The organism is Legionella quateirensis (genome assembly GCF_001467955.1).
GTDB classification, from domain to species: domain Bacteria; phylum Pseudomonadota; class Gammaproteobacteria; order Legionellales; family Legionellaceae; genus Legionella; species Legionella quateirensis.
On record NZ_LNYR01000041.1, the window covers coordinates 108,218 to 121,678 of the forward strand.

A 13,461-nucleotide genomic window follows, 5' to 3' on the forward strand; every position below is an offset into this window, starting at 1 on the left:
CCGCCTTCGCGAGGATGACGTATAAAAAAGTGAGGATCGTTCAGTACTTGTTCGCGGGATCCAGCGATTTAGTATCATTAACGAACATTATGTCTTCATCAAGATCGAACTGGATTCTGCAAACAAGTCGCAGGACGTCGAAATCGGCATGGTCAACACACCCTATACATTAATGCTGAATTCGACAAAAACGAACAGGAGTAATCCATAGTACACCGATGGACTGACGCACAACACAACTCAGGCCGTTGCACAATCTCTTTCAAATTGATCTATATTCAATAATCTGTAATAACGGGCAACGCGCTCATCGGTCAATGGTTTTCGTTGATCATCAAGCAAGTGAGCATCCATACCTTCACTCAATTGTCGTGCTGTTTCCAGCATAATTGCAAAACGCTCTGCGTCGATACTTGGATTTTTAGAGGTTTGCATGAACAGGCATAACCCACGTACACTAAATGCGCCTATATTCTGTAAATCAAAAACCCCTGTAGAAGTAGCTGCGGCCAGACTGCAAATCACCGGCCCCTGACCATTGGCACTTTGATGGCGATGAAATAAATGACCTTCACCAAAACGCAATCCCGCTGCAAGAACAGTTTGTAACAACTCATATCCAGCAAATTGTCTGTTTTCCTTTGCCAATAAAAACATCATTATGGTTCCAGGAGTAGGTGCTTTTGATTTTTCCGCCGGGATATCCGTCTTGATTTCTTCCTGCGGGATCAATTGAGGTTGAGAAGGTCTGGATGCTGGATTTTTTAATAGGTGCAGTTCCGGTTCTTCTTCGTCAGCCAAATCAAACGAAACGTCTTTATTTACTTTTCGCACCGCAATAATATCATCATTATAAGGTTGTGCATCATAAGGACTATTCACAACCGGACCTAACGATGGTTGATACTGCTCTGGATTTAAACTCTGCTTTCTCGCTTTCATTAAGCGTCCAATGGCTACTATAACGCCAATTAACAACAGGACATTAAGAATTAAGCTCCAATTTGCCTGCATGATTTACTCCATAGTCAAAGCGTTTTTCACGTCTACCGCAACCAAACGCGACACCCCAGGCTCACGCATAGTCACCCCAATTAAATGATCTGCCAATTCCATAGTTACCTTATTATGTGTAATAAACAAGAATTGTACGAATTGTGACATCTCTTTCACTAAATCGCAAAATCGCCCCACATTTACGTCATCTAATGGTGCATCCACTTCATCTAACATACAAAATGGTGAAGGATTCAGCTGAAAAATCGCAAACACCAATGCAACAGCAGTCATCGCTTTCTCACCACCGGATAACAAATGAATCGTACTGTTTCGTTTTCCTGGTGGTTGAGCCATTACGATTATGCCCGCTTCCAACAGATTATCACAAGTTAATTCAAGCTGTGCCCTTCCTCCTCCAAATAATCGAGGAAAAAGAGCTTTAAAAGAAGTATTCACCTCATCAAAAGTATTTTCAAGACGTAAACGCGTTTCTTTATCCATTTTTTCAATGGCCGTTTCCAAAGTAGCCAAAGCCTGACTTAAGTCGTCATGTTGTTCATCCAGATAGAGTTTTCTCTGCTGCTCGGAAGCAAACTCTTCAATCGCAGCCAGATTAATTGCCCCAAGCCGTTTTATCCGCTCAGTAATGGCAATTAACTCATCTTCACGCATACTTTGAGTCGTTCCGTCTGGGATTTGCTCCAAAAGAGTCTGAGCTTGTAAACCTAACTCATCCAACGACTCCTGAACTGAGCTGGCACGTACAGATAGTGCCTGTTCATCCATTCGAGTTTGTCCTATGACATCCTGAATCCGTTTTACTTCCAGATCATGATTAATTGTTGATTTTTCCAGTGCTTCCAATTCCATTCTGATTTGTGCCAAACGCTCCCGACTTAACGTTAATTGGGATTCGATTTCACCATGTTTCATTAAGTGCTCAGCCAATTGTTCTTGCAATACGGCATCGGGTTCAGCTGATTGCATACACAGCATGGCTAAATGTTCCAATCGTTCCTGCAAAACATCAAGACGCTCTTGTTCACGATTGATGCGATCTGTAACCTGCTGAATTTTTGTAATTTCTCTATCGTATTCCAATTCGGTCTGATGCAGGATTCTACGCAACTCATCAACAAGAGTGTTCTGCTCGGACACGGAATCCAGCCAGGCTTGTTTTTCTTCTATAACCTGAAGTTGGTATTGCTCCGCTTCTTTATATTGATGTTCTAAACGATTTAATTGTTCGTTAAGTTCTAATTGTTCTGCTGCCAAATCTTCAACTAAAACCAGTAACTCGTCACCTTCCGCAGCAATATTTGCCATAAGCCGTTCAGCATGGTGTATCGCCTGTTCGTTTCCTGTTAATGCAGAGATATTTAATCTTAAGGCTTCATTACTAGCATTCAGATTTAACTGATAAATTTCCAGATAATTTAAACTCTGTTGTAACTGCGCATGACTCTGATCGCGAATCAATCGAATGGATTCAATTTTTTGCTGTAATTCCTCAACAATTAATGTCAGTTCAGCAATCCTTTGCTGTCGAGCAAGCAGCCCCATTTCATCCTGCTCCCCAGGATTGACCAGCTTTACCCAACCTTTCCCTAGCCAAAATCCATTAGCAGTCACTATAGATTCATAATCCAACAAATCTGGCAACCAATTCCTCGCTTCATCCAAATGCTCGGCAGTATAAATATGCTGCAGATTATTGAGTGTGGCTGGAACCGTTCCTTTGATTTTATCAGACAATCGAGGGTGTGTGCTTTTATTACCTGGTGACGCAATAAGGGTTACGATACTTTCACCCAAACTGGCACACTCCGACCACTGAGGCCATAATTCCTCAAAATCCTCTAAAACATAAGCGTGCAAAGCATCTCCCAGTACCATTTCGCAAACGGATTGCCATTGGGGTTCAACTTGGAGAATATCCATTAATCTGGATTTATCTAACCATGCCTTAATGCCTTCCTTATTCGTCTTATTGGCTTGTCTTGCTGCTTTTTGAGTCGCAATTAAAGCGGCATGCTCACTATTTAAACGATGAAATTCATCCTGCAATTGATGCAATTGCTGTTCCGTTTCCTGCAGATGAATACGGTGTTGATTTATTTGTTCATTACCCAATCTTAATTGTTCTTCATCAAACAATTGAGTTTCTTTCAATTTTATTTGTTTTTGTTCCAAATCGTGTTTACTTTCCTGCAAGTTCTCCAGGGAAATTGAATTTCTTTCTGAATCCAGTTTTTCCAGTCTGATCTGGGTTTGATGACGTCTTTGTTCCAAATGCTGCAAATTGATTTGTGTTACCTTCAATTCACTTTTTATAGTATTAGTATTGGTTTGTACTTCTTGCCAACGATGTTCCCATTGCTTTTGCTGCTGTTGGGCATTCTGCCGTTGCACGTCCTTTTCTTTAAATTCACTCTTCAGTCGGTGTAAATCAATCTCCAGATTCTGTGCGTTTTGCTGGCAATTAAGTAATTCTTCTTTATCTCGTTTTAATTGACCTTCAGCAATCTGCCAATCCTCCTGCATTTGCTGCCGGTCCTGTTCAAGACGTTTTTTATCTCGCTCTTTCTGCTGTATGGTTTCTTCGAGACGAGCTATCTCAGTACCTAATTGGTAAAAGGTTTCCTGAATCTGTTGTGATTGTTCAGTTGCATCATGTAATTGTTCATTTAACAGAGCCCGTTCTTTATTTGATCCGGTTAACACACTTTGCTGTTCTTCATAACGGACTGCCCAATCATGCAATTCACGTTGCTTTATTAACTGTTGTTCAGTTAATTCATGCCATCTGAGCGCCAGAATTTCTGCCCGGCATAATTGTTCTTCTTCTTTAAGTAAAGTATAACGTTCAGCTGATTTAGCCTGACGTTCCAAACGTTGTAATTGTTTATCCAGCTCTTCTCTGATGTCCGCGACTCGCGTCAAATTCTCACGCGTATGTTCTATACGCTGCAAAGTTTCGCGCCGTCGTTCTTTATATTTTGATACACCTGCCGCTTCTTCAAGAAAAGCTCTTAATTCTTCAGGTTTTGCCTCAATCAATCGAGAAATTGTTCCCTGACCGATAATCGAATATCCCTTTGCGCCAGCTCCTGTACCCAGAAAAATATCGGTAATATCCTTTCTTCGGCATCTGCTGCCATTTAAATAATAAGATGAATCGCCATCACGGGTTACAATCCGTTTTACAGCAATCTCTCCATAACTGGCAAAAGGTCCTGTTAAACGCCCCAGGCTGTTATCAAAAACCAACTCGACGGAAGCCTGACCTACAGATTTACGATTTGAGGATCCATTGAAAATAACATCGATCATGGATTCACCACGCAAATTTTTTGCTGAGCTCTCTCCCATGACCCATCGTACTGCATCTATAATATTGGATTTGCCACAGCCATTAGGACCAACTACTGCTACAAGCTGGCTGGGAAAATGAACTACTGTAGGGTCTACAAAAGATTTAAAACCAGCTAATTTTAGTTGCTTCAAATGCATGGTGATTGCAAAAATAATAAATTATTGACCATTATAACTTAGGATGGAGAGTATGACTATTTTAGAACCGTTGGAATTACAATAATTGCCATAACGAAAGCCAACATGAGCAATTGACAAACAATATTATCATTATATAATGCACCATTCTGTAAATTTATGGATGGACAATGAAACAACAGTTCAATGTATTGCCAAAACTTTTATTTACCTTATGTCTTACCTTGTTGTTTTCAACACCCCTATTTTCAGAGCCGCCTAACCTGAGTCTGGTCAGAAAAGAAATAATAAATTACTATGACACCGGCCTCTATTACAAAGATCTGGAAAGCAAAATACAACAAGCTCAACAATACATTATTGACCAGGCTAAAATCCATAAACAAAATAAATCATCCAAAAAGCTGGCCCTGGTACTTGATATAGATGAAACCAGTCTGTCCAATTATGACAAAATGCTCAAACGTAATTTCGTTGGCACCAAGGAAGAAATCCATCAAGAAATTATGGCTGCAAATGCTACTGTAATAAAACCGATGTTAGATCTATATAACACTGCCTTAAAAAACAATATTAAAGTATTTTTCGTAACCGGTCGCCATGAATCAGAGCGCAATGCCACACGAATTAATCTTATTAAAGCAGGTTATAAAAAATGGTCAGGTCTCTATCTGCGTCCCAATACATACGCATACCCATCAATCATACCTTTTAAATCAAAGACAAGAGAAACAATAACAAAACAAGGGTATACGATTATTGCGTCTATTGGTGATCAATTCAGTGATATTAAGGGTGGCTACGCAGAAAAGGGATTTAAATTACCTAATCCATTTTATTATCTGCCCTGATTAATTGAACAACAGAAGGGTATTTTATTGATTTATAACCTGAGACAGGTTATGCGTGCGTCATTGCTTAATAAATCCAAACAATTCATCTTCATGAATGATGATTCCCCACCTTGGTGGGGAACCTGTAATTCTAACTGACTGACTCTCTATGCGTTTTTAGCTTTCAAACGTACTGCCATTACTTCCATAGCCAGGAACTTGACGTAATCATAAGTAACATAATAATCGCCTTGATCTCCAGCTAATTTAGACCAGGAGTTACGCAAAGTAAACACGCCGCGGTTCACATGACCTTCATTATCAGTTACTTCCAGATCATCATCATATCCAGTGATAACGAGTTCGTGACCTGCATAAATGTTTCCATTCATTGCATCCATCACAATTTCAGGAGTCAACATCCAGGTGTCATTATAAGCACGGTTAGTTCCAACAGCTCCTGCATCGCCCACGTAGACATCTAACAACATGCCAACAGTCAGACGATTGCCTTTAGCCAGTTCTTCTTTAATTTGAAAAACAATCTCATTCATATCTGCTTTAGCAGAAAATGCTTCTTCGTCCTGTAATAACGCTTCCCAACTGATTACATTGGACACAGGAATACTATGGGATAAAAACTCACTATCAGACATTGGCTTGCCTTCATTGGTTTCTTCTTGCAATGGATAGTCTCTAACGCCGGCACAACCGTTTAGTTTTTGATAATTTTTGCTGATGATGCCGTAATCAGATATTTGCTGCAGAACCCATGATCCATAGGAACCATTCCACCCACTGGCTTGAGCTTTATCATGAATAGCTAGATAACTGCCTAATTCAAGACTGCATAATTGACTGATATAGTCACCTGCACCCAAAGTAGCGTCCAGTGCTGCAGTTACCGCAAAAGTAACACAACTGCCATGATACCCTTGATCCAGAACAGGAGTTAATTGCATCCCTACATTTACTTTTCTGGGTAATTCAGAAGCAAAAGATGCTGTTGATGCAGCATTTTTGGGATATTGTGATAATTGATCATGCAAATACGATTTGGCATCCGCTGATAATTCATATTTTGGTAGTTTGAATTTCAGTGTTTTAGAAACACCACTAAGATTTTTAGGAGTGATATTAACTTCAACCTCTCCTTTGAGACTCACCTGGCTGGCAAAAGCCAATGAGGTAGATAACGACAAAACAGCTAAATTAATCAATTTATTCATAAATTATATCCCTATAGTTAACTCTCTAGCATCATATCAAGAGCAAAACTAAATGCAACAAATTAAAGGGAAGCAACCGAAGTATGTCATACACGCAGATATCAAGTCCTTTTACAGATCGATTCCTCATCGGCAAATGATTCTGGATATCAAAAGCCTGTATGACGATCCGCATGTTCAAACCATGCTTGAAGACATCATCACCAATTCCATTGAAACACTACGAGGGTATAAAAAGCCCGATTATGGAATCGCTCTGCGTGAACCTCTGTCACAGTTTTTTAGGGGCTGTTGACATTTTCGATTTCGACGTCCCACGACTTGTTCCTGAGAGATGGTCACAAAATTTAAATGTAAGATCATGTTTTTAAATAACAAATGCTAAAGTACCTACGTACCGCGCTTTATGCGCGGTATCCAGAGATGCTTAATCAATGCATCAAAGCTCAAATTAAAATGTGACATGGCACTGGATACCGCGCATAAAGCGCGGTACGTAGGCGGTTTTGGCCTAGTTAAATTTTGTGAGGATCTCTCAGGACTTGTTCGCGGGATCCAGTTCGATCTTGATGAATACATTATGTTTGTTAATGATACTTGATCTCTGGATCCCGCGAACAAGTCGCGGGACGTTGGAAATAAATAGATGAATTGTCAACACACCCTAGTGGAATTTATTTAAAACCGCTGGATGATGCCTATGATGCAAGGGTCAAAGATGCGGTCTCTCCTCGCCAGATCATAGGATATTTGCATTGTTGGTGTCGGTGGTGGGTAGGTACAACAGAAAACTGGGGATACCAGGAATTACTGGAATGACTTTTAAGCGCGTGTTGGACGCCAAACCCCGCCGCCGGATTTGCGGCGGGGCTGCTTCAAGATGCTATGATGGTACAGAGGAAGAACAGCCCGGCATTGGTGCATTCGGCGTGAGGGAATCATCTGCAGTTAGAATCGCTGCCAGTCGCTCCCTGAGTGCCAACAAGTCTGTCGTTCGTGCTCTATCTAATGCGTCCATCGCGACGCAATCAATTTCGAGATCGCCCTGCTGCTGCCCTGCCCGCTCCCACACATCCCTATTCCCCCCGGTTCCCCCCACCCCCCCACATCGCGCCGCTCGCAATAATGCAAAATTACTCGTCCCTCCGGGAGAATATGCCAGCAAGGAGGCCATGGCTCGGTTATTACAGTTATAAAAATCCAGACACTCCGGAAGCTCCGCTTCACTAAATTTCGGAGTGGGTTCAAACGAGCGAGTCGGATGGCAATATTCCTGTAGAATATGCGCCGGGAATTTTGCCTGCGATTCACCAACATCCTGTACAAAGTGGCGGTCCCGATCGGGCCAGTTTCGCGTCAGGAAAGCAGCGCGCCACGCATCGCTTGCTTCAATAAATCCATTCACAGCGGCAAGACGCTCCCTGTTAAAACACCTGTCAAATTGTTCCAGAAGATTTGTAACTAGTTCGCGTTTATCCTCGCCATGATATGTTTCAAGGAAGTCAACGACCTTCCTGACAAAATAGGAGTCCTTTACCAAAACAGCATATTCAAAAGCTGTAATTTTTTCATAAGTCATTTTGGCAATATCGGTTAACTTGCCACGCCAGACTAATAATGAAGGATAAATCCTGAAAATAGTTTCTGCCTTTGTGCGCATGCCAAAACCTGCATAGTGAAGCAAATCTTCTAATAAATTGCGTTTAATCAAATCAGGACAAGGTGCTATCCTTGCGTTAAAAAAACCGGGGGTTGTTAATGGTGTGTCACCAAGTGCCTTGAAAGCCATCCTGAGTAATGAAGGTCGCACTGGTTTTCCGCTTGCCATCTGTTCCCGGATATCTCGTTCTGTTGCAGCCATTATTTTAATTCCTAACATGAGTTTGTGCGAATATTGTACAATCTCGAACTGGTGAAATGCAATTTATTTGCACTGAATTCTGTTGGCTTTCGCAACGATTGAGTGTGTTCCATGCCTATCCAACGCCTATAGGAATGAAACCAGAACATGTTCTGGTAGTGGAAGGGATGAAAGTCAACAGGCCTTTTCGTCACCCTGAACGCAGTGAAGGATCTCCCAATGCAGGCACCGCACCATATTCAGGAGATCCCTCATTACATTCGGGATGACGGCTCTCAGTTTCGTCATCCTGAACGTAGTGAAGGATCTCCCAATGCAGGCAGCGCACCATATTCAGGAGATCCCTCATTGCATTCGGGATGACGTTTCTCGTTCGTGATGACGTCTTTTTATCCGTCATCCTGAACGTAGTGAAGGATCTCCCAATGCAGGCAACGCACCATATTCAGGAGATCGCTCATTGCATTCGGGATGACGGCTCCCGATTCTTTTGACGAAGAGAATGGACGTTTTTCGTAAATCCTGAAGATTTTAATTACGAGATAACCATGTCAGTCCACTCAAGATTCACATACACCATGCACCAATATATACTAAAGATTCTGTAACCAACTATATGTGATATAATATTGCCCACTATTGTTTTTTATTAGACACAGGTCATCGATCGCATTATGCCCAATACTATTCAAATCATTAATCCAACTCTCGAAAAAAATATTAATCTCACGGTTGAATTGATGCGCTCAATTCATGGAGAAAATCCGGGACATTTAGTTCCTTACGAAGTCTATATCTTGCCCAATATAGATGGCGAACCCATAAAATACGTCTTAACGCATGGTGTGATACAGTTTGTTGCCGATCCATTGGTGCTGTCTGATGCTCCTCCGATACGACTCGATGTGGTTGAACTAACTTTTGAATCCAAAGGTCATTACGGTTGTATTCTCCCGGTCATTCAATCCATAATTTTTAACAACGGACAGCCTGTTTTTGATACTACGGGCAACTATATTGTTAAACTAATTTATGTCGATCATGAAGAACCAAAAGATAAACCAGACAAGCCAAATTATTCCATTCGAGCGGCTCATAGAGAACACTATTTAGCCAGTAATATGCCGCGGTTAGGTGCTTATTACCGTTTGGTAAACGGTTCATCATCATCTTATCTTCACATGAATCGCGCCCCCGGTTTACCTCTCCAGTCTTATTTTAATAGACTGGATGCTGAATCATTTTTAAAACTGGCCTGCGCACTACTGGAACAAGTACCGCAACAGTTGCAAGGAATAATCCGATCCGGGAAACATGCGGGAAAACGTATTGTTCACCGTGATCTGAAACCGCAAAACATCCTGGCTGAATACAAGGATCACGACTGGATTATTACCGTCATAGACATGGGATTAGCTAAGGCATTACCAGGGGAGCACTACACAACAATACATCCCAGGGGTAACTTAATGGCATTAGATCCCCACATGTTTAAAGCAATACAAAACCATCAACCAATCACCTATTCTTCTCAAACGGATTTGTATGCACTTTATATGATTATATTTACCCTCGCTGGCGCACGCTACAGATATAACCTTAAAAGTATTTCGGCTTTAACCGAAGATATGGAACACCCCAATTTTCAAGGATTATTCTACTCCATGATTATGGATGCGCCTATTCAAACAAAACTACAGGAACTATTTAAACGGATACTAGGTTCTAATTCTGATGAAACGCCTCCCTTGGACGAAGTATTAACCAGTTTTCAAGAAGCTCTTTCCGCTCATCAATCCACAGTAGTGCAGGACGTTCGAGAAATATATCAGGCTACACCGCATACCGTTACCGCTGAACTATTAAAAAGCAGTTTGGAAGAAAATCTGGATATAACCATCGGTGAGCATATTCTCTCAGGTAATAAACCTACCGCGGCACTTATGTCCTGGATATCAAAACACCATGCACTGCTCTCTACGGCTTCAGCAGATGAGTTGGAACGATTTAAAACATTATTAACTATTCCAGATCACATAAAAATTAGAAGTCACTATATTTTGAATCTTCTACGATTCAATTTAATTGATGAGTGCGATGATAATGCCTGCGTACGTTTAATATCCCGACATTATGAAATTCTCAAACCATTTAAGAAAGCACTGTCACAAAATAAGCATAAGCTGCCCGCAGAATGGTGTACTTATTTTACTAATATTCTTAATGAACTTCCGCTTCAACTTACTGCCGAACAAGAGCAATTTTGTAATAAGTTAAGTAAATTTATCCAAAATACGGCCTTAATTTTAAATTTGAGCCATGAACCCAGTATTTCTGCAATCGTTCATTCACTAAAAGCAACTCTTGATTCGTGTTTAGTCATGGATCCTGCTGAACAAGTTCAGAAATTACCTGCATGGGTTGAACGGATTAATTCTCAATTTCACTGCTTAGAGAAAATCACCGAGATACTTGGTACATTTAAAACAGCGAGATATTGGAATGACCTATTGCAACAAAAAACCGAAGAATGGATTCACTATTTCAATGAACACCAGCTTAGTGAATCTGAAAAAAGAGATCTCTCCCCTTATTTTGCAGCACGAAGTACTTTAGCAATGCAATTAGCCAGAATTTCTGAAAATCAATTACACCTGAGAACCCTGTTTGTACGATTTCCAGCATTAAAACAATCACCATACAGTATGGACGCCATCAATGAAATGATACGAACACTGCGCATTCAAGAAGATCATGCCGTGGCAGAACTTATTCAAAAAACACATATTCTGTTCTTATTATTTAATTTAGATGTGAGCTTCTCAAACACCGATCATCCGCTTAAAAAACATGTCACTTTATATGAACACTGTTTCAATCAGTTCAAAGCACAAATCGATGACTACACGATTATGGATGAAACTATTTTAAAGAACTTATTCAATTATTTAAATGCCATTGAAAAGCTACAACAGTTTATTGATAGATTTCATCGATCCGGAACCTATCAAGTAATTGAACGGGTGTTAATTCAATTGATGCCTGATCAAGCTCTAATCGGCGATCTGAATAAACTATTGCTTAAAGGGATTAATTCAGTGCATTTAAAAAAATTAAATCTTGGATTAGAAAATCTTTTATCACAATCGCCACAAGACAATTTGAATCAAAGATTATTTGCTGAAATAGCACATTATTTCGAATCTCCTAAAGATTATAAGCCTTATTCATCCCCTGTTGCGGGTTCAAGCTCATCTTTTGGTATGTTCCCGGTTCCGAAAGTAATTGATAATGTACCTGCAGCAATTGAATTGCAATTATAAAAATAGGGTGACCACAGATCACGAGCAAGTTTGTTTGTGTTCAGATATAATGACATTTCATACTACAATAGGGTGTAATAAAATGCGTAATCTCCTCTCATGTTTTTTAATTGCGTTACTGTCTTTTGGACTGGTCATTAATGAAGCGTCTGCAAAACGCTTTGGCGGCGGTAGAAGTTTTGGTGTGCAACGGTCACAAAGCAGCCTTTTTTCATCGCATAAACCACAAAATACTGCTTCAATGGGACAAAAAGCCAATAAAAGCAGATGGGGTGGTATGTTAGGAGGACTCTTGGTTGGTGGACTTTTGGCCAGTCTGTTCATGGGTAATGGTTTGGCGAATGGGCTAATGACCTGGTTAATCCTCGGTTCGGTGATCTTTTTTGCAGTAAGTTATTTACGCAGAAGAATGCAGCCAGGATTTCAATCCTCACAATCAAATGCATTCAGACACAATTCATTTAACCAATTTGCTCAACCTGATTCAAACAGCAGCAGTAGCAACAGCTCTCATTTTCATTCTAATGCCGTTGACTTTGTTTCAGAAAGCTTTTTACGAAATGCCAAAGTTAATTTTATACGTTTACAAGCAGCATATGACACAAAAAATTTGCAGGATATTCAAACCTTTACTACACCTGAAGTCTTTGCTGAAATTAAAATGCAGTTTGATGAGCGCGGTGATGAGCCCAATAAAACTGAAGTCATTACTTTGAATGCTGAGTTACTTGATGTATCCAAACAAACGCTGTCTACTATTGCCAGTGTTCGGTTTACTGGATCAATAAAAGAAAACGATGAAGCAATCGCGCCTCTTGATGAAATCTGGCATTTTTATCAATTCACCAACAGTAAAGAATGGGTGGTCGGCGGAATCCAACAAGAAGTTTATCAACCTTAATCAGACTCAGTAGCTCTACTTGCATAATAGATACAGCACTGTTGAACCCCGAACAGTGCTGATTTTTAAAATGATTCGCTCAGTTTATGGTTTTACGCTCTTAACCAATTCCTCAATTTCATCCAATTTTTTTGAGGAATCTGTTTGATGTACATAAAAGAACGATCTATTATAAAATAGGTTAATCCCACCCTTTACTACAAGACCTAAACCAACAGTAAAAATACCCAGGGTCAGATTGATCAAAAACTCAGACCATCCTCTATGTTTATCCAGTATTTTATGCGCATCTCTAATATGAGCATCGCAATGCTGTTTAAAGTTTATATAGGAATCCATTGTGGGTTTGCTAAAATATTCATCCCCTCTTGTTTTTAAATGTTGATGAAGATTTAGCACTGCCTCATAAGCCTCATTCAGAGTATGGAATGTTCCCTGATGCTGCATTTTATTTACTCTGTCTCGACGTAATTTAAACTCACTTCCTTTACTGAGGAGCATTTCAAGATGCTTATTAAAGCTCTGTTCTTGCGGTGTTTTTTCTCGAATGAAGGTTTCATTTCTTTTTTGAACACCTTTATTCTCAATAGACTTAAATACTGTAAATTCTTCGTCTCGTCTTTCCAGAGGATCTTCAAACGGGATATGCAGACGTTGTTCTTCTGCCTGTTTTTGGAGTCGATTTTGTTCCTCGGCAAGCTTTTGCAGACGTTGTTCTTCTACCTGTTTTTGGATTCGAGCCTGTTCCTCGGCAAGCTTTTGCAGACGTTGTTCTTCTGCCTGTTTTTGGATTCGAGCCTGT

The 13,461-nt window shown here is 40.3% G+C and carries 10 protein-coding genes; 5 read left to right on the forward strand and 5 right to left on the reverse strand.

Going from position 1 to position 13,461, the window contains the following annotated elements; all coding sequences use genetic code 11:
* Positions 1-240: 240 nt before the first annotated feature.
* A complete protein-coding gene (locus Lqua_RS14520; protein ID WP_058475004.1) occupies positions 241-1,014 on the reverse strand; it encodes a cell division protein ZipA C-terminal FtsZ-binding domain-containing protein in 774 nt (257 codons plus the stop codon).
* Positions 1,015-1,017: 3 nt separating this feature from the next.
* A complete protein-coding gene (smc, locus tag Lqua_RS14525) occupies positions 1,018-4,512 on the reverse strand; it encodes a chromosome segregation protein SMC (protein ID WP_058475005.1) in 3,495 nt (1,164 codons plus the stop codon).
* A 170-nt stretch (positions 4,513-4,682) separates the two neighbouring features.
* Between smc and Lqua_RS14530 the strand changes: the two genes are divergently transcribed.
* Positions 4,683-5,363, forward strand: coding sequence for an HAD family acid phosphatase (locus tag Lqua_RS14530; RefSeq protein WP_058475006.1), 681 nt, complete (start codon positions 4,683-4,685; stop codon positions 5,361-5,363).
* 149 nt (positions 5,364-5,512) lie between these two features.
* Here the strand turns inward: Lqua_RS14530 and Lqua_RS14535 are convergent, their stop codons facing one another.
* The gene (locus Lqua_RS14535; RefSeq protein WP_058475007.1) at positions 5,513-6,574 is read right to left on the reverse strand and encodes a C1 family peptidase; all 1,062 of its coding nucleotides are present in this window, start codon (positions 6,572-6,574) and stop codon (positions 5,513-5,515) included.
* A gap of 52 nt (positions 6,575-6,626) precedes the next feature.
* Here Lqua_RS14535 and Lqua_RS14540 point away from each other — a divergent pair, with 52 nt between their 5' ends.
* Complete coding sequence (locus Lqua_RS14540; RefSeq protein ID WP_058475008.1) at positions 6,627-6,869, forward strand: RNA-dependent RNA polymerase family protein; 243 nt, start codon at positions 6,627-6,629, stop codon at positions 6,867-6,869.
* Between the two features lie 588 nt (positions 6,870-7,457).
* Here Lqua_RS14540 and Lqua_RS14545 read toward each other — a convergent pair.
* On the reverse strand, positions 7,458-8,435 hold the full coding sequence (locus Lqua_RS14545; protein WP_058475009.1) for a hypothetical protein: 978 nt from the start codon (positions 8,433-8,435) through the stop codon (positions 7,458-7,460).
* Positions 8,436-8,491: 56 nt separating this feature from the next.
* Here Lqua_RS14545 and Lqua_RS18260 point away from each other — a divergent pair, with 56 nt between their 5' ends.
* The 3 genes from Lqua_RS18260 to Lqua_RS14555 all read left to right on the forward strand — a co-directional run bounded on the left by Lqua_RS18260 (position 8,492) and on the right by Lqua_RS14555 (position 12,659).
* Positions 8,492-8,704 (forward strand): hypothetical protein, encoded by a 213-nt coding sequence (locus tag Lqua_RS18260; protein ID WP_133141070.1) that lies wholly within the window; start codon positions 8,492-8,494, stop codon positions 8,702-8,704.
* A gap of 405 nt (positions 8,705-9,109) precedes the next feature.
* Complete coding sequence (locus Lqua_RS14550; RefSeq protein ID WP_058475010.1) at positions 9,110-11,758, forward strand: protein kinase domain-containing protein; 2,649 nt, start codon at positions 9,110-9,112, stop codon at positions 11,756-11,758.
* A gap of 82 nt (positions 11,759-11,840) precedes the next feature.
* Positions 11,841-12,659: a Tim44 domain-containing protein gene (locus Lqua_RS14555; protein WP_058475011.1), complete on the forward strand. Its 819-nt coding sequence runs from the start codon at positions 11,841-11,843 to the stop codon at positions 12,657-12,659.
* A gap of 84 nt (positions 12,660-12,743) precedes the next feature.
* Here Lqua_RS14555 and Lqua_RS18400 read toward each other — a convergent pair.
* A partial coding sequence (locus Lqua_RS18400) for a phage tail tape measure protein (protein WP_202972761.1) occupies positions 12,744-13,461 on the reverse strand: 718 nt, incomplete at its 5' end.